General features: G+C 44.2%; 25 protein-coding genes and 3 pseudogenes. 16 read left to right on the top strand and 12 right to left on the bottom strand.

Features of this window, described 5'->3' with window-relative positions; translation table 11 throughout:
* On the top strand, positions 1-288 hold a 288-nt coding region (locus BS63_RS0106820; RefSeq protein ID WP_028798504.1), incomplete at its 5' end, for an IS3 family transposase.
* 105 nt (positions 289-393) lie between these two features.
* Here the strand turns inward: BS63_RS0106820 and pflB are convergent.
* Positions 394-2,727 carry a formate C-acetyltransferase gene (gene pflB / locus BS63_RS0106815; RefSeq protein WP_019769457.1) on the bottom strand — a complete coding sequence of 778 codons (2,334 nt, stop codon included), beginning with the start codon at positions 2,725-2,727 and terminating at the stop codon, positions 394-396.
* Between the two features lie 361 nt (positions 2,728-3,088).
* Between pflB and dinB the strand changes: the two genes are divergently transcribed.
* The gene (gene dinB / locus BS63_RS0106810; protein WP_002963014.1) at positions 3,089-4,186 is read left to right on the top strand and encodes a DNA polymerase IV; all 1,098 of its coding nucleotides are present in this window, start codon (positions 3,089-3,091) and stop codon (positions 4,184-4,186) included.
* Between the two features lie 584 nt (positions 4,187-4,770).
* Here dinB and BS63_RS0106805 read toward each other — a convergent pair.
* The 6 genes from BS63_RS0106805 to rnhC form a co-directional block, all read right to left on the bottom strand.
* A complete protein-coding gene (locus tag BS63_RS0106805; RefSeq protein ID WP_002959266.1) occupies positions 4,771-5,256 on the bottom strand; it encodes a hypothetical protein in 486 nt (161 codons plus the stop codon).
* 55 nt (positions 5,257-5,311) lie between these two features.
* The gene (locus BS63_RS0106800) at positions 5,312-5,896 is read right to left on the bottom strand and encodes a hypothetical protein (protein ID WP_002959267.1); all 585 of its coding nucleotides are present in this window, start codon (positions 5,894-5,896) and stop codon (positions 5,312-5,314) included.
* Between the two features lie 53 nt (positions 5,897-5,949).
* Positions 5,950-6,417 (bottom strand): hypothetical protein, encoded by a 468-nt coding sequence (locus BS63_RS0106795; protein WP_002959268.1) that lies wholly within the window; start codon positions 6,415-6,417, stop codon positions 5,950-5,952.
* Positions 6,418-6,426: 9 nt separating this feature from the next.
* Positions 6,427-9,060 (bottom strand): SF1B family DNA helicase RecD2, encoded by a 2,634-nt coding sequence (gene recD2 / locus BS63_RS0106790; protein ID WP_019785604.1) that lies wholly within the window; start codon positions 9,058-9,060, stop codon positions 6,427-6,429.
* Positions 9,061-9,191: 131 nt separating this feature from the next.
* Complete coding sequence (gene lepB, locus BS63_RS0106785) at positions 9,192-9,836, bottom strand: signal peptidase I (protein ID WP_002959271.1); 645 nt, start codon at positions 9,834-9,836, stop codon at positions 9,192-9,194.
* A 15-nt stretch (positions 9,837-9,851) separates the two neighbouring features.
* Positions 9,852-10,775 (bottom strand): ribonuclease HIII, encoded by a 924-nt coding sequence (gene rnhC / locus BS63_RS0106780; protein ID WP_002959272.1) that lies wholly within the window; start codon positions 10,773-10,775, stop codon positions 9,852-9,854.
* 166 nt (positions 10,776-10,941) lie between these two features.
* Between rnhC and BS63_RS0106775 the strand changes: the two genes are divergently transcribed.
* The 5 genes from BS63_RS0106775 to BS63_RS0106755 all read left to right on the top strand — a co-directional run bounded on the left by BS63_RS0106775 (position 10,942) and on the right by BS63_RS0106755 (position 15,839).
* Positions 10,942-11,250 carry a hypothetical protein gene (locus BS63_RS0106775; protein WP_002959273.1) on the top strand — a complete coding sequence of 103 codons (309 nt, stop codon included), beginning with the start codon at positions 10,942-10,944 and terminating at the stop codon, positions 11,248-11,250.
* 3 nt (positions 11,251-11,253) lie between these two features.
* Complete coding sequence (locus BS63_RS0106770) at positions 11,254-11,772, top strand: CvpA family protein (protein ID WP_002959274.1); 519 nt, start codon at positions 11,254-11,256, stop codon at positions 11,770-11,772.
* A 374-nt stretch (positions 11,773-12,146) separates the two neighbouring features.
* Complete coding sequence (locus BS63_RS0106765) at positions 12,147-14,489, top strand: endonuclease MutS2 (protein ID WP_002959275.1); 2,343 nt, start codon at positions 12,147-12,149, stop codon at positions 14,487-14,489.
* A gap of 67 nt (positions 14,490-14,556) precedes the next feature.
* Positions 14,557-14,970, top strand: coding sequence for an acyl-CoA thioesterase (locus tag BS63_RS0106760; RefSeq protein ID WP_002959277.1), 414 nt, complete (start codon positions 14,557-14,559; stop codon positions 14,968-14,970).
* Positions 14,971-15,023: 53 nt separating this feature from the next.
* Complete coding sequence (locus BS63_RS0106755; protein WP_002959279.1) at positions 15,024-15,839, top strand: Cof-type HAD-IIB family hydrolase; 816 nt, start codon at positions 15,024-15,026, stop codon at positions 15,837-15,839.
* A gap of 242 nt (positions 15,840-16,081) precedes the next feature.
* Here the strand turns inward: BS63_RS0106755 and BS63_RS0106750 are convergent.
* Positions 16,082-16,684: pseudogene (locus BS63_RS0106750) on the bottom strand (IS982 family transposase); the annotation flags it as partial.
* 163 nt (positions 16,685-16,847) lie between these two features.
* On the opposite strand from BS63_RS0106750, the pseudogene BS63_RS0106745 reads away from it, so the two are divergent.
* A pseudogene (locus tag BS63_RS0106745) lies at positions 16,848-17,114 on the top strand (transposase); the annotation flags it as partial.
* 10 nt (positions 17,115-17,124) lie between these two features.
* On the opposite strand, the pseudogene BS63_RS1000000112425 reads toward BS63_RS0106745, so the two are convergent.
* Positions 17,125-17,247, bottom strand: a pseudogene (locus BS63_RS1000000112425) (bacteriocin-type signal sequence); the annotation flags it as partial.
* 575 nt (positions 17,248-17,822) lie between these two features.
* Positions 17,823-18,116: a hypothetical protein gene (locus BS63_RS0106735; RefSeq protein ID WP_019785063.1), complete on the bottom strand. Its 294-nt coding sequence runs from the start codon at positions 18,114-18,116 to the stop codon at positions 17,823-17,825.
* 413 nt (positions 18,117-18,529) lie between these two features.
* Here BS63_RS0106735 and nagA point away from each other — a divergent pair, with 413 nt between their 5' ends.
* Positions 18,530-19,678, top strand: coding sequence for an N-acetylglucosamine-6-phosphate deacetylase (gene nagA / locus BS63_RS0106730; protein ID WP_002963354.1), 1,149 nt, complete (start codon positions 18,530-18,532; stop codon positions 19,676-19,678).
* 13 nt (positions 19,679-19,691) lie between these two features.
* On the opposite strand, the gene BS63_RS0106725 is transcribed toward nagA, so the two are convergent.
* Positions 19,692-19,886 (bottom strand): hypothetical protein, encoded by a 195-nt coding sequence (locus tag BS63_RS0106725; RefSeq protein WP_002963353.1) that lies wholly within the window; start codon positions 19,884-19,886, stop codon positions 19,692-19,694.
* A gap of 595 nt (positions 19,887-20,481) precedes the next feature.
* Here BS63_RS0106725 and BS63_RS0106720 point away from each other — a divergent pair.
* The 7 genes from BS63_RS0106720 (at position 20,482) to BS63_RS0106690 (ending at position 26,204) form a co-directional block, all read left to right on the top strand.
* On the top strand, positions 20,482-20,901 hold the full coding sequence (locus BS63_RS0106720) for an SRPBCC family protein (protein WP_002960701.1): 420 nt from the start codon (positions 20,482-20,484) through the stop codon (positions 20,899-20,901).
* 1 nt (position 20,902) lies between these two features.
* Positions 20,903-21,358, top strand: coding sequence for a MarR family winged helix-turn-helix transcriptional regulator (locus BS63_RS0106715; RefSeq protein WP_002960699.1), 456 nt, complete (start codon positions 20,903-20,905; stop codon positions 21,356-21,358).
* Entirely contained in the window at positions 21,351-21,776 is a 426-nt protein-coding gene (locus BS63_RS0106710; RefSeq protein ID WP_002960698.1) for an EVE domain-containing protein, read from the top strand. Before BS63_RS0106715 ends, BS63_RS0106710 begins: the two co-directional genes overlap by 8 nt.
* A gap of 440 nt (positions 21,777-22,216) precedes the next feature.
* Positions 22,217-23,131, top strand: a complete 915-nt coding sequence (gene glyQ / locus BS63_RS0106705; RefSeq protein ID WP_002960697.1) for a glycine--tRNA ligase subunit alpha — start codon at positions 22,217-22,219, stop codon at positions 23,129-23,131.
* 1 nt (position 23,132) lies between these two features.
* Positions 23,133-25,172: a glycine--tRNA ligase subunit beta gene (glyS, locus tag BS63_RS0106700; RefSeq protein ID WP_002960696.1), complete on the top strand. Its 2,040-nt coding sequence runs from the start codon at positions 23,133-23,135 to the stop codon at positions 25,170-25,172.
* Between the two features lie 157 nt (positions 25,173-25,329).
* On the top strand, positions 25,330-25,587 hold the full coding sequence (locus BS63_RS0106695) for a DUF896 family protein (protein WP_019769819.1): 258 nt from the start codon (positions 25,330-25,332) through the stop codon (positions 25,585-25,587).
* Positions 25,588-25,946: 359 nt separating this feature from the next.
* Positions 25,947-26,204 (top strand): DUF896 family protein, encoded by a 258-nt coding sequence (locus BS63_RS0106690; RefSeq protein ID WP_019770459.1) that lies wholly within the window; start codon positions 25,947-25,949, stop codon positions 26,202-26,204.
* Between the two features lie 145 nt (positions 26,205-26,349).
* Here BS63_RS0106690 and BS63_RS0106685 read toward each other — a convergent pair whose 3' ends face one another.
* Positions 26,350-26,565, bottom strand: coding sequence for a hypothetical protein (locus BS63_RS0106685; RefSeq protein ID WP_019775080.1), 216 nt, complete (start codon positions 26,563-26,565; stop codon positions 26,350-26,352).
* Between the last annotated feature and the right edge of the window lie 111 nt (positions 26,566-26,676).

The following is a 26,676-nucleotide window of genomic DNA, read 5'->3' as shown; positions in this document are numbered from 1 at the left end:
GACCAAGGTTGGCAGTATCAGCACGCTTCTTATCACCATTTTCTAAAAGAGCATAAGATGATACCATCCATGTCTCGTAAGGGTAACAGTTTAGATAATGGAATGATGGAGTCTTTCTTTGGAACCTTAAAATCTGAAATGTTCTATGGCTTTGAGAAGGACTTTCCATCCATTGAGGCCTTAAAGCTCGCAATCTCAGATTACATTGCTTATTACAACAATAAACGGATTAAATTAAAACTAAAAGGACTGAGTCCTGTGCAATACAGAACGCAATCCTTTACTTAAACTATTATGTCCAACTTTTTGGGGTCACTACAAAACTAGTGGATTTTTTTATAGTAAAAAAAGACAACCGCTTAGCGATTGCCTTTTTATTTGGCCTAGATAGACTTAGGCTTTTTGTCCTGAAATGGCTTCAGCAGTGTCATCCATTGAAAGCACTTCGTGGAAGACCCGTTGCGTCAATTCAGTCTTTTGTTCCTTAGTAAGGTACTTAGTATTGACACAGTATCCAGAGATACGAACGATAACATCTTCACCGCTCATAATCTTGTCATAGACATCCTTGAGGTCCATAACGTTAAGGTTAACGTGTTGACCACCGTTTTCAAAGTAACCGTCAAGAATGGTTACCAAGTTATCAACTTGTTCGTCACGAGTCTTACCAAGAGCACGTGGAGAGACTTGGGTAGTCAATGAGATACCATCAGCTGCATAGGCGAAGTCAAGACTTGCTAGTGAGTTAAGGTTTTGCAACCAACCACCTTTAGCCTTGTTGGATGGGTTAGCACCTGGTGAGAAGAATTCCAGTTTAGACAGGTTAACACTACCATCTTCATTGAGGTAAACACCCTTGTGGACTGGTGAGTTACCAGTTTGTTTAGAGTAAGCAACGTTAGATGTGATGGTAAGAAGAGATACAGTAGCTTCTGCATTCTTGTAGAGTTTGTGGCTACGCAGACGAGTTGTGTAAGCTTCCACTAACCATTCAGCCAGTTCGTTTGAGCGAGGATCATCTTCACCCCAACGTGGGTAGTCTCCAGTTGTTTCATAGTCGTAGATATAACCATCTTCATCACGGATTGGTTTTACGGTAGCGTATTTAATAGCTGCTAGGGTATCAACAGTATTGGCGAAACCACAGATACCGAATCCCATGTTAGCCCGTTGGTGGGTTGGCAAGAAAGCCATTTGAACGGCTTCGTAGTTGTACTTATCAGTCATGTAGTGGATGATGTTAAGGGCGTCTACGTATGTATCAGTCAACCAGTCAAGAGATTTTTCAAAGTTGGCTTTAACGGTATCGAAATCAAGAACATCATCACGAATTGGTTCGATATCAAAGACCTTATAGTCCTTATGAACATCGTCATAACCACCGTTAAGACCAGTCAGGAGAGCTTTCAAGACATTTACACGTGCACCGAAGTATTGGATGTTGTGACGAGCTTCTTCGTTTTCTGGATCAAGTGGTGATACACAACATGAGATACATGACATTTCACCGTAGCCATCTTTGGCCATAGTAGTCACACCTTCATATTGGATAGAAGAGTGCTTGTGGCTCATGTGCATACAGTAGTGACGGAAGGCATATGGTAATTTGTCGGTCCAAAGTACAGTCAAGTTTGGTTCAGGAGAGTTACCGATGTTATCCAAAGTGTTCAAGAAACGGAAGTCCATTTTAGTAACACGGTGGCGGCCATCTGCTCCCATACCTGCCATAGAAGTTGTGATGAAGGTAGGGTCACCTGAATACAATTCATCATAAGCTTTAGTACGAGCAAATTTAACTGTGCGCAACTTCATAACGAAATCATCAACGAATTCTTGGATTTCGCTTTCGGTATAAGTGCCACGAGCCAAGTCACGTTCAGCATAGATGTCGAGAACGATTGGTACACGTCCAAGAGATGTAGCAGCACCGTTAATCACACGGCAGACAGCCATAAAGGCGATATTGGTCCATTGGATAGCTTCCTTAGTATCCATAGCAGGGCGGCGAACATCAACTCCGTAAAGATCACCCAATTTAACAACATCTTGCAGAGCTTGATATTGCAGGTTTACTTCTTCACGCAGACGAATGGTTTCTTCGTCAATTTCTGTCAAAGCATTCCAGTCGTTAACTTTTTCTTGCATGAGGTAGTCAGCACCATAAAGAGCCAAACGTGCATAAACCCCAATGATACGGCCACGAGAGTAGGCATCAGGCAAACCGGTTACCGTATGTGCGTGACGAGCACGACGAATGTTTGAAGTATAAGCGCGGAAGATACCATCGTTAACAGTTGTAACATACTTTGTGAAGATTTCATGAACAGCTGGGTCTGGTTCATAACCATGTTCTTTCAGAGCTGTTTCAGCCATCCGGATACCACCTTTTGGCATGAAGTTCAGTTTGAAGAGTTCATCGTTTTGAATACCATAGATAACTTCTTGGTCTTTGTCAATGTAACCAGCATCAAGATCAGCGATTGAGGTTGGACGGGTATCCATTGGGAAGCGGCCAACTTCTTCGTAACCAGCCTTGGTTTCATCAACAATTTTTTTGATATGTAATGAACGTTCTGTTGGGCCAGCCAAGAAACTTTCATCACCATCGTAAGGAGTGTAGTTCGCTTGTACAAAGCGAGATACGCTTGCTTTTTCTTTCCAATCAGTTCCCTTAAAGCCTTCCCAAGCTTTTTCAAAAACGTCGGTGTCTGTTTTTACAGTTGCCATAAGATTTATATCTCCTAAATTCTAGTAACACAATGGAGTCACCATCTGTTACAATTTACAGTATAATAGTAACACAAGGTAACCGTTTTCACAAGGATAAACTGGAGAATATTGACTTTCTTTTATAATACAGTTGGAGGATTTTTTGCAATCTGTATTATAAATCTTTCTGCTTGGCAATTTCCATAAGAAAGTTTTATAATAAACTAACGAATGTTAATCTGAATTTGCCTAAGTAGACAGCTAGTGAGAGGCTGAGATAGTCCTGCGATGATGAAATTTTGGCTTTGATTTCCAACTATCCAGGCAGTCCTTGATGGCTGGCGGCTGGTTGTCTCTGGCAAGATTAGAAAGGAAGCTTATGCTGATTTTTCCTCTCCTCAACGATACCAGCAGAAAAATCATCCATATCGACATGGATGCCTTTTTTGCATCGGTTGAAGAGCGGGATAATCCCGACCTGATTGGCAAGCCCCTTATTATTGGGGCTGACCCCAGAAAGACAGGGGGACGGGGCGTTGTCTCTACCTGTAATTATGAGGCGAGAAAGTTCGGTGTTCATTCAGCCATGAACTCCAAGGAAGCCTTGGAGCTCTGTCCTCAAGCCATTTTTATTCCGGGTAATTATCAAAAGTACCGCCAAGTCGGCCAGCAAATTCGCGACATTTTCAAGCGCTATACAGATTTGGTGGAGCCCATGTCCATTGATGAAGCTTATCTGGATGTGACTCAAAATAAGCTGGGCATTAAATCAGCGATTAAGCTGGCAAAAATGATTCAGCTTGATATTTGGCAAGAGGTTGGTCTAACCTGCTCGGCTGGAGTCTCCTACAATAAATTCCTAGCTAAGTTGGCCAGTGATTATCAAAAGCCCCACGGTTTGACTCTGGTTTTGCCGGAGGAGGCTGAGGATTTTTTAAAGGCCTTGCCCATTGAAAAATTTCACGGAGTTGGCAAGCAATCGGTTAAGCGCCTGCATGAATTGGGAGTTTATACGGGTCAGGACCTCTTAGTGATCCCTGAGATGACCCTAATTGATCACTTTGGTCGCTTTGGTTATGATCTCTACCGCAAGGCTAGGGGGATTTCTAATAGTCCTGTCAAACCCAATCGGATACGCAAGTCTATCGGCAGCGAGCGGACTTATGGCAAGCTGCTGCGGAATGAAGAGGATATCAAGGCTGAAATCTCTAAGAATGTCAGTCGGGTAGCTGATACTTTGGCCAGATATAATAAACAAGGTAAGGTTATTGTTCTCAAAGTTCGCTATTCAGATTTTTCGACTCTGACTAAGCGCCATAGTCTAGATTTGGCTACTCAGGACAGGGAGCAAATTGAAAAGGAAGCCTATGCAATCTTTGCAGAACTGGAGGAAGAATCCATCCTAGGGATTCGTCTTCTGGGTGTTACTGTAACGGACTTGGAAGATGTGGGGGCTAGTGAAATGACTCTGTTTTAGCTGGTTTTGCCAGGAGATTATTTAAAAAACGAGGTTGGGACATAAGGTCCTAGCCTCTTTACTTTTTCAACATCAGACAGTTTGATGCGGTGGTTGATTTGTGATGTGGCAAAGTCATCTAGCTAGGACAAAACTATAAGGTCGATAGTTTTGTCTCTGCGTTGTGTTCAAGACATGCCAGCCTAACGGCGGTAAAGTCCTTATCTTGGGATGCTTTCCTATTTCTAGGCATCCCCTTAAATAGTCCACTGGACTATTTAACTACTAGGCAAGTGATAGGCCCAGCAATCTGGGGGGCTGTTGGAGAAAACCAAGTCAACTGTGCGGAGGCGGGAGTATCTAGTTCAGTGGACTAGACAGCCCGCCACAGGTCCCTTTCAAACTCGAAGATAGTTTGAAAGGGAAACTTAGTAAGGAGAGGACAGCAGTTCACAAAATAGCGACTACTGTATCAACTCTCTTGAAGCCTTAAAACTAGGGAGCGGGGGTAAATCGATTTCTCCGAAATCCCGATTGAGTCCCGCTTTTAATCTTAATAGGATAAAATTTTTTGAAGGAACCAGCATGAGAAGTATTAAAAGAACTTATTTGTAAGCTGCTTCTGCTGATGCCTTGAGTGCTTGAAGAAGGTTGTGGCGGGAAACTAAAGCGATAATACAAAGAATGGAGAAAGCCAGTCGAAACAATAAAGCGAAAAGCTGGCTCATAAACCCCGACTGGAGCCAAAAGGCAAGCAAAACTTGAATTAGAGGGAGAAAACCTAGGCAATAGGCTAGACTACTGACAAGCTTAGTCAAAAGTTGGGCTGGTTCTTCTTTTAAGCGTTTTTGATTATGGATAAAGAGTCCTAAAAGGAGAGCATTTACGATTAGGGGCATGACTAAGAGGACAAAATTAGTCATGATTAGTGAGTCGAGGTTGGCTCTCTCTAGATCACTGTAGGCGGCTAAGAATATGAGATATAGTATAAAGAAGAGACCATTAAAAGCGAGACTGACACTCTCCATGACTAAAAGTGCTATATTCAGTCCTCTGAGGGAATTTCTGTATTTGAACCATTGAGGGAACATGATTATCTCCTTTGGAAATGAGCTAACTTAGGGATATGATTTCAAGTTGAGAGTTTCAGAGCTTATAGGACCCCAAAGCCGGTGCCATTTTTTCAGCAATATCGGGCCGGTAGAGGCTGAGCATTTGATAGAGCTGGTCTAGGTTGGGAAGTTTGGTGTAATCCTCTAATTGGTATCTCTCTTGATTTTGGGTGATGATTTCGAGAAAGGTGATTTTTAGGGGAACTAGGCCGGTTTGACTGGTCAGTTCTGGATTGAGGGTTTGGGGAATGTTGGGCAAACCAAAATTAAGAGTCAAAATATCCTGCCAAGCTAGGATTAGCCTTTTTCCGGGTCGGAAATTTGGCAGGAGTTTGGTCAAAGGCTTGAAGTTAATGCCCTCCTGATTGAAAAGGACATAATTTGAGCGGTAATCCTGTAGCAAAAAGAGGCCAGAGACAAGGCTCAGAAGAAGGGAGAGCAAGACTGAGCCCAGAAGGAGGCCGGCTAGGATGAGTAGATTACCTTGAGCAGCGATGAAAAAAACGATGAGACTGATGGCGAAGGTTAGGCAAAGCAAAAAGATGAACAGGCCCTTTGGCAGGAGGCTGGGCTTGGAATTAGGAAAGCGCCAGGCTTGTTTTTCTTGAGTGTTTGGCATGTTTGAGTCTCCAATCTAGTTAGACGTATTGGCATATTTGTGTGCTAGTGAGCCTAGTTTAGAGCATTAAGCAGTCTGCCTGAGTTGCGACTATTGATGTAGAAGGGCAGATAGAAGAGTTGCAGGAGCATATTGAGTGTGAGACCGACAGACATGAGGTCGGCAAAAATATTGATGAAAAAGAGGCTGTATCCCAGTAGGTAGGGGAGCTCTGACAGCTTCTTTTTTTGCTGGAAGTGGGCCTGATTTCTAAAGGCTAGGCTCATTATGGCAATGTTAAAGATGATATTAATGCCGTGGTTGAATTGGATATCGGGGGTCACCGAATGAAGCAGGCTCTTGACTTGGGTAATATCGGCGTGAGAAAAGTTACTGTTCTGGTAGAAGCCTGATTGAATACCATAGGCAAGCACGATAAACCCTAGTAAGGTTAGGACATTGATAACGAGGTTGACCAAGTGCAGGATGGCTACGGTGCGATTGGATTTTTTAAAGATGTTTTGCAGGTCTTTGAAGGGCATGGTTGTCTCCTAGTTTTCCGTTTTTTGTTTAAAGAAACTGTCGATATCAGTTTGGGTGAGGCCAATCATGGGGTCAATGGTGAGTATGTTGGTTTCGGTGAGACGATAGCTTTGGGGACTTCCCTCAGGGAGCTGTTCAATGGTTGTGGTTTTGTCAACTTCATTTTTGTCAGATGCTGAAGTTTGGGTTGAACTGCTAACTTCAGATTGGCTGTCAAGTCTAGATTTACTAGCTGGTTTTAAGTCAGCAGCAGCTGATGCTTGATTGTTGCTGCCAGTCTTATCAGCGGTTGAGTCGCTGGCAAATTCGGACTGGCTGTTTGCTGGGGTGAGTCTGGTTACTGATTCTTCTGCTGACTCGCCAAGGGATTGGCTAGTGGCTGCTTGACCTGGGCCTGATTGCTGAGAAGTAGTTTCCTCTTGTCCCTCTTGACCAAAGCGCTGAATGAGATAGGTCTTACGTTGGGTGCCTTGATTTTTAACGGCGTAGTCAAAGGCAGAAACCTCTCCCAGCATAATCAGCTTACTCTTGGAGCGGGTGATGGCCGTGTAGATAAGATTGCGTTGGAGCATACGACCGCTCTGACGTGTCAGTGGCAGAATGACCACCTGAAATTCGCTCCCTTGGGATTTATGAATGGACATGGCATAGGCCAGAGTAATTTTGTTCCATTCATTGCGGGGGTAGATGACTTCGCTTCCATCAAAGTCCAGCCAGATTTCGTCCTGCTTACTTTCGGTATATTTGCCCGGAATCAGGTCGGTAATAACACCGATGTCGCCATTAAAAACATTGAGTTCAGCATCGTTGATGAGGTGGAGAACCTTGTCGCCCTTGCGAAAGGTTAGGTCATTGAAGAGAAATTGGCTCTCTCCCTCTTTCTGGGGGTTGAGGAGCTCCTGCATGAGGGTGTTGAGGTTGGTAATTCCCGCTTGGCCACGGTACATGGGGGCCAGAATTTGGATTTCCTGGGCCTGAATGCCACTGCGGATGGCAGAGCTAACAATCTGTTGCACCATGCTGGGAATGTGGTTGGCCTGGGCTTCAAAATAGGAGCGGTCGGCCTTCTTGGTGGTGAAATCTACTGGCAGTTGTCCCTGACGAATTTGACTAGCCAGGGTGACAATGGTGGAATCTTCTGACTGGCGGAAGATTTTTGTCAGACTGACCTGAGGCAGGTTAGGAATTTTCAGGAGGTCTGCCAAGACCTGACCGGGACCGACAGAAGGCAGCTGGTCGCTATCACCAACGATGATGATCTGGGTCTTGCTGGAAATAGCGCTCAGTAATTGATTGGCCAGCCAGGCATCGACCATAGAAAATTCATCAATAATAATCAGATCACAGTCCAGATAGTCATCCAGTGTCTGAAAATCGCTGTCGTCAGTAGTCAGGCCTAGGTGGCGGTGGATGGTAGCGGCTGGTAGCCCCGTCAGCTCACTCATCCGCCGACTAGCCCGACCAGTAGGGGCAGCTAAGATGATAGGCAGGTCGCCCTTATTAAGGTCAATCCCCTTGAGCTGGGCATAGGTCTTGATCAAACCTTTGATGACAGTCGTTTTACCAGTTCCAGGTCCCCCTGTCAGGAGAAAGACTTTGCTGGTCAGAGCTTGAATAATAGCTTCCTTTTGGATGGTGTCATAGTGAACACCTAACTCATCTTGAATCTCTGCTAGCTCAGCTTCAATTTCCTTGTCTGAGTAGTCTTGCTCAAGAGGTAGGGCCAGAATCCGTTCCAGATTGTTTTTAATGCCTTCTTCGGCATAGTAGAGGGTATTGTCAAAGATACGGGTGCCTATGTTCTGCACCTTATCTTCAGCGATGAGGTTGGTCAATTCATTAGCCACTAAGGCTGGGTTCAATTCTATCTGTCTGGCCTCTTCCAAGAGATTGACGGCAGACTCCAAGAGGTCGCGGGCCTCGACATAGGTATCACCCCGCTCAAGTGAGGTTTCGGTCAGACTGTGAACTAGGGCAGCCCGGAAGCGCTGGGGTGAATCACTCTCAATACCTAGTTGCTGGGCTAGGTTATCGGCAATCTTAAAGCCAATCCCCTTGATATCTTCAACCAGCTGGTAGGGATTTTCCTGGATGATGTCCAGGGTCTCTTCCTTGTAGCTGTCATAGATTTCCAGGGCCTGGCGGTTGCTGAGACCGAATTCAGCCAGTTTGGAGAGAATCTGCTCGGTCCCATAATTGGCCCTTAGTCTAGCTAGAAAATTAGCCCGATTGACCTTGGAAAGTCCTGAGATAGCCTCCAACTTATCAGGCTGAGCCAGAATTTTGTCAATAGTATCGTCATCGCCGTAGGTCTCGACAATCCTTTGGGCGGTCTTTTTACCGATTCCCTTAAAGTTATCGCTGGAGAAATACTTGATAAGCCCGGCAGAGGTCAGTTGGGCTCGCTCGTAGCGATTGGCCTTGAGTTGCTCCCCGTACTTGGGGTGCTGGGTCAACTGGCCCCAGAAGGTATAGTCCTCCCCTTCCATGATATCGGCCATGGTACCTGTAATGATGATTTCAAAGTCGTCAAAGTCAGGAGCATTGGTCTCTTCAATTTCTAAGAGGAGAATTTTAAAGAAGTTGCTGGCATTTTCAAAAATAATGCGGTCAACAGTTCCTGAAAAATAGAGTTCTGTCATAATTTTTTACCTTGCTGGGTTGGAGGTGACCAAGAGATTAGTCATCTCTTGAATTTGCCGAATGTTAACTAAGAAAAAAGGGATGGGAGTGGGGGATTTACCCCTTCTCCTATCTCCCTCTTTTTATTTCATTATTCTGGATTGCCAATTTTATTAAGAGGCCAAAAGCGGAATTTGACCTCGCCGACAATACTGTTTTCTTTAAAGGTTCCGACAGCACGGCTATCCTTGGAAACGATTCGGTCATCTCCGAGGAGGAAGTACTGTCCCTTTGGTACCTTGACTGTGAAGCTGGCATTGCCATCCTTGTCAACGGTGAAGGACTGGGCAGAGCGTGCTAGTTGCTGGAAGTAGTCATTGTAGCTATAGGTGGATTGCAGTTTGTCCTTAGCAAATTTGGTTTGATAAGACTTGAGGTAGGGCTCATTAACTTCCTTACCATTGACGGTCAATTTGTCATGGTCATAAGTAATAGTGTCACCTGGCAAGCCAATCACTCGCTTGACAATTTGCTTGGTATTGCCGTTCTCATTTTCTTTGGCGACAACAATATCGTAGCGGTCAATCTTGGCGGTTTTAACCACAAAAAGTCTTTGGCGTCCCGCTAAGGTCGGGTCCATGGAGTGACCGTCGACGATAGAAGTTGTCCAAATAAAAATGCGGGTCAGCAAGATGACGGCAATAATGGCAATATAGAGGCCCCACTCTCTCATGAAGTAGAGAAAAGGGGAGTTGTAGTAATTGAGCGATTTTTTCTTGGTTGTAGTAGCAGACATTGCGTGTTGGATCCTTTAGTTTTTCAATAGTTTTTGCGCTTTTTTGGTGTTGGCAAAATGGAGTTTGGCACAGTGATTGAGTCCCTCCATACCATAGGCGGCGAGAATTTGACTGGCCACCTTATCAGATTTGGCCCCTGCCCCGCTGGGCAGCTGATAGCCCAAATCCTCTCCTAGTTTTTTGAGATTGTCTAGGAAGAGGTTGCGGGCAATGATGGAGCTGACAGCGACAGCCAGGTATTTGCCTTCGGCCTTTTCTTCCAAAGTCAGAGGATTGGGAAATTGATTGCGCTCCTGCCGCAGATATTTTTGATAGTTGGCCTGGCTGGTGAAGGCATCAATGACAATCTGATCTGGTTTGGGTACTTCCTGCAAAAGCAAGTAGATAGCCTGATTGTGGAGGGCCACCTTGACAGAAACCGCATTATGGGGCTTGCCTGGTCCAACCACTTCGTTATACTTGTTTGGCGATAGGAGCAGGGCCTTGTGGGGAATTTTCTCCTCTAAGATAGGGGCAATTTGCTGGATCTTTTGGTCAGTCAGGACCTTGGAATCAGCCACTCCCAAATCTCTAAGCAGGACTTGGTCCCCCGGCCCAACCAGACTGGCGACAACGGCCAATCCTCCAAAATAGGAGCCATTGCCAACCTCGTCAGAACCAATTAGACTCAGATTTTCTTGAGAAATCTGGAATTGACCACTGGCTTGAACATCTGAGGATGAAATAGCCTCCTCCTGATAGCCAAATTCTTGGGCGACGCTTAAAGCTCCCTTGCCTTGAAAGACAATCTTGCCAGAGGTATAGACTAGAATGGTAGTTTGCTTGTATTTAGCGGCGAATCTGACATAGGGATTATTGTTAATCGTTTGGTAGCCAGCCAGCTCGGTAGTAAGGCTGTTTGTCCGCCCCTGACACATTTTCATGACAAGAGTATTCATGGAGACTATTTTATCACAAAAGCCCTTGTCGTGATAGTTTCAAACTGGAAAAATATTTAAGAAAAGTCCTTTTTCTTAAATGGTCCCTCCTCCCTCTATTTACCTAGTTTTTGTGATTGTCTAAAGACTAAAATTACGATATAATGACAGACAAAGAGGTGCACGTATGACTAAGACAAAAAATCGCTATAAATTTACATTTGGCCAAAAGCCTTTGACCTTAACGACGGATAAGGATAATCTCTTTATGGAAGAGGTTGAACGCGTGGCACGAGAAAAATACGATAGTATCAAAGAAGCCCTGCCAACGGCTGATGATGAAACGGTTGCTATCCTGATGGCTATCAATTCTCTGTCAACCCAGCTCAGCCGTGAAATTGAGTTTGATAAAAAGGAAACTGAGTTGGATACTCTGCGCAAGAAGACTTTGACCAATATCAAGGGGCGCAAGGCCAGCAAAGTCAGTGGTAACTAGTTTATGGTTTCACTTATCATTCTTTTGCTTCTAGCATGGAATTTCTACCTAGGCTACAGCCGGGGGCTTTTTTTGCAGGCCTTTTATTTGTTTGGAAGTCTTGTAGCTATCGTGGTTGCCAGTCTCTTTAAGAGCGGCTTAGCGCAGGCTCTCAACCTCTGGGTCCCTTATGCTAATCCAACTCAGGGTGGCCAGATGGCCTTCTTTACTTCGGAGAATGTTTTTGATTTAAACCGTCTTTACTATGCTGGTGTCGCCTTCCTCGTTATTTATTTGGCTGTCTATCTAGTCTTTCGTTTCTTAGGTGTCTTTGCCCATGCCTTTGAATATTCGCACTTAGAGGAAGTAGCCTATCAACGCTCAATCGCAGGCGGTCTAGCTGTCTTGAATACTGCCTTTGGCCTAGCCATATGTTTCACCCTTCTGGCCACAGTGCCCATGACCGGTCTGCAAAACTTTCTAGCTGACAATTGGCTGGTTAAATTATTGATTACGATTTTCCCAAAATTTTTGTTTGGCTGAGGGGGAAGCAAGCCTCAATACTGAAACTCAAAGAGCCCTGTAAGGCTTTTTTTCTATGGCTTTTATTGACTTTAGTCAGGATGTCCAAGTTGAATCTATCCATGCTAGCCTGACCCGAGTTTTTGAGTAAATCAAGGCGTGATTACAAGCTTGAGTTGAGAAATATTGACCTAATTTTACCAAGTCAATACCAAGGGTTACAAGTTACCAAGAGTTTTCAATGCAGTTTGAGCCACGTCAAGATTAAACCTCCTTAATCTTATAAGGCCCCGTTCTGGAACGAGAGTTCATGCTTCTCGCTTTCATGGGTATCAGCTTTCCTCCTTCTTGCCTGTCTCCTCAGGTTTTTCTTGGAAATTTGTTATAATAGCCCTATGAATACAAAAATCTTGGAGGCCTTGGAATTTGCCAAGGTCAAAAATCAGTTTGAGCCCTATTTACAGACAGGGATTGCCCAGGAGGAGCTGCGGGCTCTTTTGCCCGATACCAATCGGGAAAAAATTGAGCGGGCTTTCGCAGAAATTGCTGATATGGAGGCCATTTTCATTGAATATCATGGCTTTTCCATTGGCTCTATCAGGAGTCTAGCAGAGCCCCTGCGGCGTCTGGAGTTAGAGGCAGACCTCAATGTTGATGAGCTTTTGGCCATCAAGAAGGCCTTGCAGGTGTCTGCGGAGGTCGGTCGCTTTTATGAAAATTTAGAAAATGTTGAGCTGACGGCCCTTAATCGTCTTTTTGAAAATTTAGAAGCCTTTCCTAAATTGCAGGGGAGCCTGCAGGCCATCAACGATGGCGGTTTTATCGAAGATTTTGCCGGTTCAAGTCTGGGCAAGATTCGTCGGCAAATTCATCAAGGCGAAGGCCAGGTGCGACAAATTCTTCAGGACTTGGTCAAGGCTAAGAGCGATATGCTGGCGGAAAATCTGATTGCTAGCCGGAACGGCCGCTCGGTTCTGCCGGTTCGTAACACCTACCGCAATAAGATTGCTGGGGTCGTCCACGATATTTCGGCTTCGGGAACAACGGTTTATATTGAGCCTCGAGCTGTGGTCCAACTCAATGAAGAAATTACCCAGGCTCGGGCGGATGAACGCCATGAGCTCCACCGCATTTTGCGGGAGTTATCAGACCTGCTTCGCCCTCACACCCAGACTATTCGTAATAATGCCTGGCTGCTTGGTCATCTGGATTTTGTGCGGGCTAAATATCTTTTCATGCAGGAGCATGAGGCCAGTTTACCCAGCCTGTCGGAGGATAAGACGGTCAATCTGCTCAATGTTCGTCATCCCCTCTTGACCAATCCAGTTGCCAACGACCTGCATTTTTCGAAGAATCTTTCTATTATTGTCATCACCGGTCCCAATACGGGTGGTAAGACCATCATGCTGAAAACTCTGGGCCTCAGCCAAATCATGGCTCAGTCAGGTTTGCCCATTCTGGCGGAGCCAGGAAGTAAAGTAGCCATTTTCAAGGAAATTTTCGCGGATATTGGTGATGAGCAGTCCATTGAGCAAAGCCTGTCTACCTTTTCCAGTCATATGAGCCATATCGTTGCTATTTTGAATAGGGCTGACGGGGACAGTCTGGTTCTCCTAGATGAATTAGGAGCAGGGACTGACCCCCAAGAAGGGGCCAGTCTAGCTATGGCGATTCTGGAGCACCTGCGGCTCAGCGACATCAAGACCATGGCCACGACCCACTATCCAGAGCTCAAGGCTTACGGCATTGAGACTGCCCATGTGCAAAATGCCAGCATGGAGTTTGACGTCGATAGCCTCAGCCCTACCTACCACTTTATGCAGGGGGTTCCCGGTCGCTCCAATGCCTTTGAGATTGCCCGGCGATTGGGGCTCAGTCAAATTATTGTTGAAGATGCGGAAAATATGACCAATCGGGACAGCGATGTCAATACTATTATCGAGGAACTGGAAGCCCAGACCCAGGAAACCCGCAAGCGACTGGACTACATTCGAGAAGTTGAGCAGGAAAATCTCAAATTCAATCGAGCAGTCAAGAAGCTCTACAATGAATTCTCTCATTCCTACGGCAAGGAACTGGCCAAGGCTCAGGAAGAAATTCGCCACATGATTGAACAGGCCAGCGAGGAGAGTGATAAGATTCTCAAAAACCTCCATCACAAGGCCCAACTTAAGCCCCATGAAATCATTGAAGCTAAGGGCCAACTCAAGAAGTTGGCTCCAAGTGATGATCTGGCTAAAAATAAGGTCCTTCGCAAGGCTAAGAAGCAAAAGGCAGCGCGTGCGCCTAAAGTAGGGGACGATATCATTGTTATCGCCTACGGTCAGCGTGGCACTCTCATAAATCAGCTCAAGGATGGTCGCTGGGAGGCTCAGGTTGGTCTGATTAAAATGACCCTAAAGGAAGCTGAGTTCAATCTCGTGAAACATCAGGAAAGTCAGAAGGCCCGTAAGAAAAAACAAGTTAATGTTGTCAAAAGGTCCGCAAGCACGGGACCGCACGCTCGTTTGGATCTCCGAGGCAAGCGCTATGAAGAGGCTATGCAGGAACTGGATGACTTTATTGATCAGGCTCTGCTCAATAATATGGCTCAGGTCGATATTATTCATGGCATTGGCACGGGCGTGATTCGCGAAGGCGTGACCAAGTATCTTCGCAGCCACCGCCATGTCAAGAGTTTCGGCTATGCCCCACAAAATGCTGGAGGTTCAGGCTGTACCATTGCTAACTTAGGCTAAACACGGCTAATTAAGAAAGTTGGCTTATGCTATCGCCAGCTTTTGTACCAACTAGAGAGGAAAAATCATGAAAGGTTTTACGCACAAGGTCCAATACTATGAAACCGATCGGATGGGCATTACACATCATTCCAACTATGTCCGTTGGATGGAGGAGGCGCGTGTCTATTTTTTGGATGCGGTAGGTCTTCCTTATGATAAGTTAGAGGCTGATGGTATTATTTCGCCAGTTACTGCGGTAGATTGCCACTATAAAGCGACATCAACATTTGCAGATGTTATCGCTATTGATATTAGTGTTAGTATACTGAAAGGGGCCAAACTGGGATTTGACTATGTGATGACGAATCAAGATGGACAGCAGGTTTGTCAGGCGCATTCGGAACATAGTTTTTTAGATAAGGCTGGACAGTTTATTGCTCTCAAGAAGGTTTACCCTGACTTCTATGCGAAGGTCCAAGAAATGATCAACCAAGATTAACGAACACTTGTCACGGAAAAATCAGTCCTTATGAAAATTAGAAAGAAATACAGATGATCAAACTTATTGCTATTGATATGGATGGCACTCTTTTAAACAATCAAAAGCAACTGCCTCAGGAAAACATTGAGGCCCTTCAGAAAGCTAGTCAAGCTGGTTACGATGTTGTACTTTGTACAGGTCGCTGCCAGTCTGGTGTGGAACCTTATGCAAGGGAGTTGGGCTTGGGACAAGACAATGAATTTGCAATTTTAAACAATGGCTGCTCAACCTTTGCGCTTAAGGATTGGTCCCTAGTTGATTATGTGACCCTTAGCGACCAAGAGGTAAAGGCCCTGCTGGAAATGGTCAAGGATTATGAGGACATCTACCTGACTCTGACCGAGCAGGAGCGATTCTTGGTCTTTGCGGATCAGGTGCCTGAGATTGTCGCCTATGATGCTAGTTTAATTTTCACTCAGGCTCAGACCATCTCTTGGTCGGATTTTCAGGCGGGGCATGGCCGAATTTTCCAGGCGATGATTATGGGAGATAGTAATGCTTTAGACCGTTTTCATGACGAAAATTGTCCTTATTTTGATCAACATTTTTCCCATGTTCGTAGCCAGCACTATATTGTTGAAGCGCTCCCTAAGGGAACAACCAAGGCTTCTGGACTCAAGGCACTGGCCCAGCAACTGGGAATTGATCGCTCTGAAATAATGGCTCTAGGCGATGCTGCTAACGACTTAGAAATGCTGAAATTTGCCGGTCACAGTGTGGCTATGGGCAACGCAGCAGCCAGCGTGAAAGCAGTTTGTAATTACCAGACAGCCAGCAATGACCAAGCTGGTGTCGCCCAAGCTATCTATGAGTATGTGCTGAAGTAGTATATGAAAGTGTGCCTGCTTTAGTGAGATTTTTAGTAGGAAATAGAAGGTTAGCGCCACCCTTAAGATTCATAGAAATCTTTTTTCTTGACACTGATAGCCTGAATTCGATTGAATAAGAAACAAAGCCTTAAATGTATGAGTTATTTTTAAGGCTTTTACTTTTTATGGATGTTGAAATTGAACAGAAATACTTCTGTAATCTATTGACAAATTATATATATACTCGTTGTGCTAGTTAATCAGGCATAAGCCTTAGAATACTTCAAACTCAGCCCAAATTCATTTTGACTATTTTCCAGCATGAGTGAATAGATGAGTAAAATAGCTTCTACTCTAAACTGTAATGCCCGAAGGTTTCGACAGCGTAAATTCTCAATGCCAAACTGTTCTAAGCTCGAAAAGACGGTTTCAATCGGTTTGCGCAATCGGCTAATTTTATAGTTCTCAAACCAAGAATAGTCCGCCATATTTTTCCTGAGTTGAGAAATTAAGGTGATACCACAATTGGCCAACTCTTTCTTAACCTGCTTGCCAATATAGCCCTTGTCTCCATAAATCAGTGGAATAGAGCTGTGTTCCAGTAATTCAAAAGCCACTTGGCTATCGTAAACAGAGGCTGACGTTACTACATAATCCAAAGGAAAGCCCCTATCGCTGACTAAAACGGAGAACTTCACCTCGTAGTAGTGAATCTTCTTCGTGGCGTTGTATCCGATGTTAGCGACTTCTGATAAAAGGCTAGCTCTTAGATTACGGATGGGATGACATAAGGCACAGGGAAAACTGTCAATCAGGCCAAATGAAGAGGTCTCACAAAGGGAAGATACCATAAAGTAGCGAGTGTACTCACTTTTGTTAGCAAAACTGAAAAAATATCTTGTGTTTGATGTGGATTTGCGAGATAATGGTCTTAGCTTTGCCTATCATTCCCTCATTTCGTGGTTGTTCTGAGTTTATGATAGGCAAAGTTTTTTATTTTGGCTAGTGTTAACTAGCACCACGGGTTTAGGTTACCTTAGTCAGTCCCTTAAAGAGGAACTAAACAAGAGGGGCTATCACTTATGGACACCTTGGCGACAAAATATGCAGGGTTCAACTGAACACAACAACTGGAAGTTACTAGCCATGCGTAGAACCATTGAGACACGCTTTTCCGAGCTCTGTAGTTTGTTTGGAATCGAGCATACATTAGCCGGAGGTCTAGCTGGGATTCAGCTAATGCTAGAACAAATTATACTAACCTATAATCTGAGCTATTTTATTGTGAACTAGCACCACGGGTTTAACTTGCTAGTCCGTAATCTATGTAGGCACCTGAAGCTGCACAAAGTCCTACGTATGCAGCAACTGTCTCCCAACCAATTGGATTTGAAGTCATTAAAATTACCATAGTTGCAGCACTATAAACATAATCCTAATTAATTCCACCTTCAAATAATCCGGTTCTAAGGCTTTTACCAAGCTGGACCATTATCAAAAAATACCCCGACACCAAGATGGAGGCGGGGAGATTTAAGTATGGGCTACTTTCTTCTAAAAAGTTGAAAAAGCTTGATTGAATAAGTAAGTGTCATACCTAAAATTGCTAATACCAGCAAGATAAACACAAATTTTCTAGAATGCTTATTTGGTGAACAAACGGCAATAAGGGCTAATAAAGCGACTAAATAGATCAGGAAATTTTCTTTAAAAAATTTTTTCATCTTGAGTTTTAAGTTGCTAAGTTTTAACGGAGTTGGAAGTGCTATGTGATACGCGATGATAGGTGTTATTCAAATTGCTATTACTTATTGAAAAAAAAGGTAATAAGCTATTACTAAGATAGAAGCTGAAATATTGACAAAAACGGCAATTATTTTAGCCGGTTTTGTACCAAATCTTTTTGAAAATCTACTAGCAGTACTAATAGAAAAAAGCCACAAGAGACCAATTATTAGTTCCTTCATTTCAAAATTACCTCTTTTTAGTTAATCCACCTTATTAAAATAACTTATCTCCGATTTTGTAACCAGCATAAGCACCACTAATGCCACCTATAACAGATCCTCCAATAGCACAACCAGCTTCCATATATGGTCCAACTACTGGTATAAAACTGAGAGCAGCACCTCCGGAAGTCCCCTCTTCTGCTCCTTTCATAGCACCGACAAATCCAGCTCCTGCACCAACTATGATTCCACCAAGTACACTTCCTCCTTCCGCTTCTGACAAGACAGGTGTACCCGCTACCTCAAAATTATCAAAAGCCATTGAGTCTAAAGTTACTGTGTTCATAAAAAATTATGTGGTTATTTTAACGCTTAAAATTTACTTATACAAGGGAATTAGGGTGATTTTGTAATTTTAACACAATTGGTAATCGTTTGAAAATCGATAACAATCTTTCCGACAACTATCATAAAACTAAATTTCAGTAGTTTGGATGGTGACTTATCCCAGATTAGCTAGCTTTCAGGCATCAAGAATTAGTTCTACATTTTCTGTAGTCCGTAATCCTACTATGATAATGATGGAGTTTTTGAGTCCTTTAGCTATACCTCAAGGCTCTATCTATTTTTCATTTTTTGAGCATTAGAATTGGTTGTCAGCTATAGTTCACAAAACAACTGGTATATACCATTTACAAAATACCATAAAAACACTATAATAAAGGAAAGAAAAACTCGTTGAAAGAGGGAATAACAATAATGGCAACCTACCTTAAGGCAGATCGTTTTTATTATGCTCATGAGACTAAGCCTGCTGGCTATCTTGAGTTGGTTGATGGGCGTTTTGGTCAGTGGACTGAGAGTGTACCTAGCGCTGCTCAGGTTTTAGATTACACGGGTTATCAGATTGCGCCAGGCTTGGTTGATACGCATATCCATGGCTATGCCGGTCATGATGTCATGGATAATTCTGCGGATGGTCTTCGCAGTATCAGTCAGCGCTTGCCGGAAGCCGGAGTAACTTCTTTTCTACCGACAACCTTAACGGCTAGCAGTCAGCAGCTGGAGGATATCTGCGCGACTATTGCCGATGTAGCAGGATCTGATAAAGGTGCCAAGATTCAGGGTATCTACTTTGAAGGACCCTATTTTACAGAAAAATACAAGGGGGCGCAAAATGCGGCCTATATGAAGGATCCTAGCTTGGAAGAATTTAAGGGTTGGCAAAAGGCAGCCAAGGGCTTGATTAAAAAAATTGCCCTGGCCTCAGAACGCCAAGGAGTAGAATCCTTCGTCTCGGCGGTGACCAAGGATGGTGTGACGGTGGCTCTAGGTCACTCTAATGCCACCTATGCAGAAGCTAAGGCAGCTGTTGCAGCTGGTGCCAGTGTCTGGGTTCACGCCTATAACGGTATGCGAGGCCTCAATCATCGCGAGCCAGGTATGGTCGGAGCGGTTTACCACATTCCTCAGACCTATGCCGAATTGATTTGTGATGGTCATCACGTCTCCCCTGTGGCTTGTGACATCCTTATGCAACAAAAGGGCTATGACCATGTGGCTCTGATTACCGACTGTATGGCAGCTGGTGGTCAACCCGATGGGGACTATCTGCTGGGTGAATTTCCAGTAGTGGTCAAGGATGGGACAGCCCGCCTCAAGGATGGGGGCAATCTGGCTGGCTCCATTCTCAAGCTCAAGGACGGTCTAAAAAATGTGGTGGATTGGGGCATTGCTAGTCCTGAGGAGGCTGTTCGGATGGCCACTTACATCCCAGCTAAGTCGGTTGGTATTGAGGATAAGTGCGGTCAAATCAAGGCTGGTCGGCCAGCGGACTTTATCGTTCTGGATAAGGCCATGAACCTGCAGGCTACCTATGTCGATGGGAAGGAAGTCTTTAATAAATAATACTCGTCGAAAATCAAAATTTTCCGACGGGCAAGGTAAATCTAAGCTTTGAAAAATCTTGATTGGCAATGGCAGCCACCATGGCGGTCTGCCTATACCTCTCACTAGCCCCAAAAGGAAAGCATCCTCGGCTTTCCTTTTCTTGATTTGCGGTATTAACGCACTTTGCCGGACGTAAGGACTGCCTGCAGTTCCTTGCGACACCCATCTGCTGTAATCCCTCTCCTACTATGCAACGGACATGTTAGTCAGACCTTTAACCAAATTCCACTAGGACTTGGCGTGGGAAATCCAGCCATAGCGGATTTCACTAAGGTGTTGTCTGGCAATACGAGAATAAAACAAGTCGATCTACTATTTTAGCTGAGTTAGTGAGGAAATTAGGTAGTTGCTATAGCGATTGCCGTTAGGGAGTCAGACAGAAAGAATGGCTTTGATAGTCGTCAAAACCTTCGTGGTCCCTAACTTTTCAATTTCAAGGTGTCGGGCTAAAATAGTCCACCGGACTATTTTGCTACCCCAGAAAGGGTGACTAGCTGTCTATTGTACCTTGAATGGTGCCAAGACATCAGTCAACCACTGCGATCTCACCTCTTTAGAGACAGTAGTCCTTGCTCTTTCCGATTCTTGATTTTATTTGAAAATAATTTTTTCTGTCAGGAGTTAGCAGGTGAAGCCTGCTTAGAGTTTTCATTGAGTATAAAGCGATTCATCTCTCAGGCTAAGGATCTGAGAGATTTTCTTGACAAAAAATGTAAGTTCTCATATAATAAGTATACTTGTTATATGAGAGGAGAAATTTTATGATAACTTTTTCTTTTTCGGCTGTGGTAAAGGGAACCAAAGAAAAGGCTTGGTTTTACTATGAAAATTTGGAACAGTGGTACCGATGGGAATCTGATTTAGAAGATATTTGTCTGGATGGTGCGTTCGAAACAGGTGTCTCAGGAACAATGACACTGTCAGGGATGCCTCCCTTGGCTTTTAACTTAGTGAAGGTCGTTGATCAACACTCTTTCACAGACATATCCGAAACGCCAGCAGGAAGCATACTTTTTGAACATGACATCATAGAAGGGGAGACGGGATTCATTACGTTAAAGCATAGTGTGTCTCTCGTGTGCGAAGAGCCTTCGGATGAGCAGGTTAATTTTTTAAAGCAAGTTTTTGCTGATGTCCCGAGCTCTGTCTTAACGCTAAAGGATATAGTAGAAAAGGAGTAGTATGTATCATTTTAATTCTTTATACAAGGATGACTATCAAAAATCAACCGGCTTACTATTTGCAAGAGTTTATAATAATTGGCATAGTCAAATCAAAAAGGAACTTCAAAAGCTTCAACTAACGCATCCGCAATTTATTATACTTGCTTCAGTTGCTGCTCTGGAGAAACAAGGAGACCTTGTCAGTCAAATCCGTCTAGCCAGTTTTTCGGATATGGACGTTATGACTGTTTCCCAGGTTGTCAAACTTTTGCTTAAAAAGAAACTAGTAGAGAGAAGAGAACATCCTAAAGACAGTCGATCTAAGATTGTTTCGCTTTCAGAAAGTGGATTTTCTATCTTAAATCGTGCCCTACCCTTAGTTGAAGCAGTCGATCAGGAGTTTTTCGGTAAATTAGACCAAAATCTTTTGGAATTCAATCAATGGTTAATGGACTTGGAGGAAAAAAATGGTTAGATATTGGCTAGGTGTTGTTTCGAAAGAGCATGTCATGTTAGGAGTCAAGGGTGGCTTTGGTCAGGTTTGTCATGGTCAGGCAGGACCTTTGAAGCGAATGAAAAAAGGAGATTATCTTTTATACTACAGTCCCAAGTATAAGATGAAGGATTCTAATGCATATCAAGCCTTTACAGCTGCGGGTAAAATAAGTGATAATCAAGTCTATTCTGTTGAGATGGCTCCAAACTTTATTCCTTATAGAAGAAATATTACATTTTATCACCCAGTGCGTGATTGTCCGATTGAGTTTGCGAGACAGTCCCCAGAGTGGAAAAAGTATGCTTCTCAGCTAAGATTCGGACACTTTGAAATAAGTAAGGATTTTTTCAACCTGATTTTTCAATATATGAAAATTGAAAAAGAAAGTCTGTCATGAGATAGATTAGACAATTTCCCCATCTTGTGCTACAATAGCTGGAAGAAAGAGGTTGCTGCTCAGGTTCTTCTCAAGCGAGTCTAGGATAGTGGAAGCTAGATGGGAGATAGGGTAATAATTGGCACTTTCGTAATGAGCCTAGCTCAATTTTTTTAAACAAATGAAGTAATAAATTAGGGTGGAACCGCGTTTTGACGCCCCTATGTCAACTGGCATGGTGGGAAGAAGGCGGTTCTTTTTCATTGTGCCAGAAAAGTTGCCAAGCCTAGGAATGCAGCGGATCCAATTCAATCTTCTTTGCCTTGGAGCAAAGGTAGTTGGTCCCGCTTGACAACCGCTGGGGCGATTTGCTTGGGCTAGGTACTTGTTTAACTTTCAAAAAAAGGATGTTTTTGCAAGCTAAACATCGCAAGCTATTACTACTAAGAAAGAAGGATATAATGAGTAAAAAATTGACCTTTCAGGAGATAACCTTAACACTGCAACAATACTGGAATGATCAGGGCTGTATGCTCATGCAGGCTTATGACAATGAAAAAGGTGCAGGGACGATGAGTCCTTACACTTTCCTCCGTGCTATCGGACCTGAGCCATGGAATGCGGCCTATGTGGAGCCATCTCGCAGGCCTGCTGATGGTCGTTATGGGGAAAATCCTAACCGCCTCTACCAACACCACCAATTTCAAGTGGTTATGAAGCCTTCTCCATCAAACATTCAAGAACTTTACCTTGAGTCTTTGGAAAAATTGGGTATCAATCCATTGGAGCACGATATCCGCTTCGTTGAGGACAACTGGGAAAACCCATCAACGGGTTCTGCTGGCCTAGGCTGGGAAGTTTGGCTTGATGGGATGGAAATCACTCAATTCACCTATTTCCAACAGGTCGGTGGCCTGCAAACAGGCCCTGTAACTGCGGAAGTTACTTATGGTTTGGAACGTTTAGCTTCCTACATTCAAGAAGTCGACTCGGTTTACGACATTGAGTGGGCACCGGGGGTTAAGTATGGAGAAATCTTCAAGCAACCGGAGTACGAGCATTCCAAATATAGCTTTGAAGTGTCTGACCAAGACATGCTCTTGGAAAACTTTGACAAGTTTGAAAAGGAGGCCGGGCGTGCTTTGGAGCTGGGTCTGGTTCACCCTGCCTATGACTATGTTTTGAAATGTTCCCATACCTTCAACCTTTTGGATGCCCGTGGAGCAGTTTCAGTTACCGAGCGGGCTGGTTATATTGCTCGCATTCGTAATCTAGCTCGGGTCGTTGCCAAGACCTTTGTAGCTGAACGCAAGAAATTAGGCTACCCACTTTTGGACCAGGCTACCCGTGAAAAACTTTTGGCTGAGGAGGACTAAGATGACGAAGAATTTACTAGTAGAATTAGGCTTGGAAGAATTGCCAGCTTATGTGGTAACCCCGAGTGAAAAACAACTGGGCCAAAAAATGGCTGCCTTTCTTAAGGACAATCGTCTATCTTTTGATAGCATCAAGACCTTCTCAACCCCTCGTCGCTTGGCAGTCCGAGTGATGGGTCTGGCAGACAAGCAGGAAGATTTGTCGGAGGACTTCAAGGGACCTTCTAAGAAGATTGCTTTGGATGCTGATGGTAATTTTACCAAGGCAGCTCAAGGCTTCGTTCGTGGGAAGGGCTTGACCACCGATGACATCGAATTCCGTCAGGTCAAGGGTGAAGAGTACGTTTACGTGACCAAGCAAGAGGCTGGTCAACCTGCAGAGGCTGTATTGGCGGGTGTCCCAGAGGTTCTCAATTCCTTGACTTTCCCCGTCAGCATGCACTGGGCTAGCAATAGCTTTGAGTATATCCGTCCTGTCCATACCCTCACGGTTCTCTTGGATGACCAAGCCCTAAATATGGATTTCTTGGATATTCACTCTGGTCGGGTCAGCCGTGGCCATCGTTTCCTAGGTCAGGAAACTCAGATTTGTACAGCGGATTCCTATGAGGATGATTTGCGAAAAGAATTTGTCATCGCTGATAGTCAAGAACGGCAAGGCATGATTGTTGAGCAAATTAAGGCTGTTGAAGCCGAGCAAAATGTCAGCGTCGATATTGACCCTGACCTCCTCAATGAGGTCCTCAATCTGGTCGAATACCCGACAGCTTTCATGGGGCATTTTGATGAGAAATATCTGGAAGTGCCGGAAGAAGTTCTGGTAACCTCTATGAAGAATCACCAACGTTACTTTGTTGTGCGGGACCAGTCAGGTCAATTGCTCCCTAATTTTGTTTCTGTCCGCAATGGTAACGAGCATTATTTAGAAAATGTCATCAAGGGAAATGAAAAGGTTCTGGTTGCCCGCCTGGAAGATGGAGAATTTTTCTGGCACGAGGACCAAAAGCTGAAAATCGCTGATTTGGTGGCCAAGTTATCCCAAGTTACCTTCCATGAAAAAATTGGTTCGCTTTCTGAGCACATGGCTAGGGCTGGTGTCATTGCTGACTACCTGGCTAAAACCGTTGGCCTGAGCGCTGATGAAAGTAAGGCCTTAGCACGGGCGGCCAGCATCTACAAGTTTGACCTTCTGACCGGTATGGTTGGCGAATTTGATGAACTGCAAGGAATTATGGGAGAAAAATATGCCCTCCTAGATGGCGAAGAGGCTCCTGTTGCGACAGCTATTCGGGAACACTACCTGCCAGATTCCGCAGATGGTGTCCTCCCTCAAACCAAGGTTGGTGCCGTTCTCGCTCTGGCTGATAAATTGGATACTTTGCTTTCCTTCTTCTCGGTTGGCCTGATTCCAAGTGGTTCCAATGACCCTTATGCCCTCCGGCGGGCGACCCAAGGGATTGTTCGTATCCTAGATTCCTTTGGTTGGGCTGTGCCAATGGATCAATTGGTCGATAACCTCTACGATTTGAGCTTTGATAGTCTGACCTACGCCCACAAGCAAGAAGTCATGGACTTCATCGCTGCCCGTGTGGACAAGATGATGGGCTCTGGTGTGTCAAAGGACATCCGCGAAGCAGTTCTGGCTGGTTCAACCTTCGTCGTTCCGCAAATGTTGGCCGCAGCACAGGCCCTGCAAGCTGCTTCTCAAGCCGATAATTACAAGCCAGCTGTTGAGAGCCTTTCACGGGTCTTTAACCTAGCGGAAAAGGCCCCAGCGGATGTGGCCGTCAATCCCTCCCTCTTTGAAAATGACCAAGAAAAGGCCTTGGCTCAATCCCTTGCTGATTTGCAGCTTTCTGACGATGTCAAGGAAAATCTGACGCAGTTCTTTGCCCTCAGCCCAGTCATTGATGCCTTCTTTGATAACACCATGGTCATGAGCGATGATGAGACCCTCAAGAACAATCGTCTGGCCCTCTTGTCAGAATTGGCCAAAAAGGCCAGAACAGTCGCTGCCTTTAATAAGCTCAACACTAAATAAAATGAGAATTAAGGAAAGGAAATGAACTCGCCTACAACTCTGTGGAAAAAGAAAGATTGGTCCAGACTTGCCACAGTCTACCTCGCTTTCTTATTTCCAGGCTCGGGTTAAAAAAGTTTTAATCCATTGAGTTGTTTAACGGCTTGGTATCTTAGTTATGGATCCTAAAAAAATTGCTCGGATTAACGAGCTTGCTAAAAAGAAAAAAACGGTCGGTTTGACTGGAGATGAAAAGGTTGAGCAGGCCAAACTTCGTGAAGAATACCTAGAAGGCTATCGTCGTTCCGTACGTCATCACATTGAAGGTATCAAAGTGGTTGACGAAGAGGGAAATGATGTGACCCCAGAAAAGCTTCGTCAAATTCAACGGGAAAAGGGGCTTCATGGCCGTAGCTTGAACGATTCCAACAGTTAATATTAGATTGCTAAAGGCTAGCGGATCTTGCTGGTCTTTTACTTTTGTCAGGGAATGGCTAGACAGATTTCAGGGCTCAAATTATTTTTCCGTGCGTTAGCTCTGCTACTAACCTTGATTTTTGATATAATAATCACTACAAAGAAGCTCAAGTATTTTTAGCTTCCTCTACGATGATTGTAGCGATAGCCAGATAATTGGGCCGATAATACTCGTCACAGGAAGTTAGTCAGGGGGCTAGGCAATCAGACTAGTGATTGCCGTTAGCCAGCTCTTGTATTGAAAGAAGCTGGCTTTGCTCCGTGGTATCTTAATCCTAGAAAGGAGTAGAATTTGCCCTTAGGGCTGAAACATATATTATGGATCCTAAAAAAATCGCTCGAATAAACGAGCTTGCAAAAAAGAAAAAAACGGTCGGCTTGACTGGGGATGAAAAGGTTGAGCAGGCTAAACTCCGAGAAGAATATATCAAGGGTTACCGCCGTTCTCTGCGTCATCACATTGAAGGTATCAAAGTGGTTGACGAAGAGGGAAATGATGTAACACCAGAAAAACTTCGCCAAATCCAACGAGAAAAAGGCCTACATGGTCGTAGCTTGGATGATCCCAACAGTTAATGATAATGGTGAAAGGCCGGCAACTTGCTGGCCTTTTTGCTTTGGTAAGGAAATACCCTTTCCGAAATAAAATTTCCGTGCGTTAGCTCTGCTACTAACGCTGATTTTTGATATAATAATCACTACAAAGAAGCTCAAGTATTTTTTAGCTTTCTTCTACGATGACTGTAGCGACAGCCAGATAGGGGAGCCGATAATGCTCGCTTATCTGGCTTAGTAAGAAGTTTAGGCAGTCCCCCATAGTGGCTGTCGTAGTAAATGGAGCCATTTTAATGGCCCATTTACTTAACTTATTGAAAGGACTTGAACTTGCCCTAAAGGCTGTGTCAAAAAGGATATACTCTTTAAAAATCAATATCATACTTCGTTAACTCACCTTGGCGTACTCTAGTACTGCCTGCGGTTCATTGCCTCGTCTTATTTTGATTTTCTTTGAGTATAAAATTTTCCTATTTTGACTTTGCCTTTGACG

The organism is Streptococcus sobrinus DSM 20742 = ATCC 33478 (assembly GCF_000686605.1).
GTDB lineage: Bacteria > Bacillota > Bacilli > Lactobacillales > Streptococcaceae > Streptococcus > Streptococcus sobrinus.
This window is presented reverse-complemented; position numbering and strand designations above follow the sequence as displayed.

Bases quoted from the DNA above. Each gene is read 5' to 3' on its own strand.
- recD2 (WP_019785604.1), bottom strand. From the start codon at position 9,060: ATGACAGAACTCTATTTTTCAGGAACTGTTGACCGCATTATTTTTGAA.
- glyQ (WP_002960697.1), top strand. From the start codon at position 22,217: ATGAGTAAAAAATTGACCTTTCAGGAGATAACCTTAACACTGCAACAA.
- BS63_RS0106765 (WP_002959275.1), top strand. From the start codon at position 12,147: ATGAATACAAAAATCTTGGAGGCCTTGGAATTTGCCAAGGTCAAAAAT.
- BS63_RS0106760 (WP_002959277.1), top strand. From the start codon at position 14,557: ATGAAAGGTTTTACGCACAAGGTCCAATACTATGAAACCGATCGGATG.
- BS63_RS0106795 (WP_002959268.1), bottom strand. From the start codon at position 6,417: ATGCCCTTCAAAGACCTGCAAAACATCTTTAAAAAATCCAATCGCACC.
- BS63_RS0106725 (WP_002963353.1), bottom strand. From the start codon at position 19,886: ATGGGTGTCGCAAGGAACTGCAGGCAGTCCTTACGTCCGGCAAAGTGC.
- BS63_RS0106800 (WP_002959267.1), bottom strand. From the start codon at position 5,896: ATGCCAAACACTCAAGAAAAACAAGCCTGGCGCTTTCCTAATTCCAAG.
- lepB (WP_002959271.1), bottom strand. From the start codon at position 9,836: ATGTCTGCTACTACAACCAAGAAAAAATCGCTCAATTACTACAACTCC.
- nagA (WP_002963354.1), top strand. From the start codon at position 18,530: ATGGCAACCTACCTTAAGGCAGATCGTTTTTATTATGCTCATGAGACT.
- BS63_RS0106775 (WP_002959273.1), top strand. From the start codon at position 10,942: ATGACTAAGACAAAAAATCGCTATAAATTTACATTTGGCCAAAAGCCT.
- BS63_RS0106805 (WP_002959266.1), bottom strand. From the start codon at position 5,256: ATGTTCCCTCAATGGTTCAAATACAGAAATTCCCTCAGAGGACTGAAT.
- BS63_RS0106690 (WP_019770459.1), top strand. From the start codon at position 25,947: ATGGATCCTAAAAAAATCGCTCGAATAAACGAGCTTGCAAAAAAGAAA.
- BS63_RS0106715 (WP_002960699.1), top strand. From the start codon at position 20,903: ATGTATCATTTTAATTCTTTATACAAGGATGACTATCAAAAATCAACC.
- BS63_RS0106695 (WP_019769819.1), top strand. From the start codon at position 25,330: ATGGATCCTAAAAAAATTGCTCGGATTAACGAGCTTGCTAAAAAGAAA.
- rnhC (WP_002959272.1), bottom strand. From the start codon at position 10,775: ATGAATACTCTTGTCATGAAAATGTGTCAGGGGCGGACAAACAGCCTT.
- BS63_RS0106735 (WP_019785063.1), bottom strand. From the start codon at position 18,116: ATGAACACAGTAACTTTAGACTCAATGGCTTTTGATAATTTTGAGGTA.
- BS63_RS0106755 (WP_002959279.1), top strand. From the start codon at position 15,024: ATGATCAAACTTATTGCTATTGATATGGATGGCACTCTTTTAAACAAT.
- dinB (WP_002963014.1), top strand. From the start codon at position 3,089: ATGCTGATTTTTCCTCTCCTCAACGATACCAGCAGAAAAATCATCCAT.
- BS63_RS0106685 (WP_019775080.1), bottom strand. From the start codon at position 26,565: ATGATATTGATTTTTAAAGAGTATATCCTTTTTGACACAGCCTTTAGG.
- glyS (WP_002960696.1), top strand. From the start codon at position 23,133: ATGACGAAGAATTTACTAGTAGAATTAGGCTTGGAAGAATTGCCAGCT.
- BS63_RS0106710 (WP_002960698.1), top strand. From the start codon at position 21,351: ATGGTTAGATATTGGCTAGGTGTTGTTTCGAAAGAGCATGTCATGTTA.
- BS63_RS0106770 (WP_002959274.1), top strand. From the start codon at position 11,254: ATGGTTTCACTTATCATTCTTTTGCTTCTAGCATGGAATTTCTACCTA.
- pflB (WP_019769457.1), bottom strand. From the start codon at position 2,727: ATGGCAACTGTAAAAACAGACACCGACGTTTTTGAAAAAGCTTGGGAA.
- BS63_RS0106720 (WP_002960701.1), top strand. From the start codon at position 20,482: ATGATAACTTTTTCTTTTTCGGCTGTGGTAAAGGGAACCAAAGAAAAG.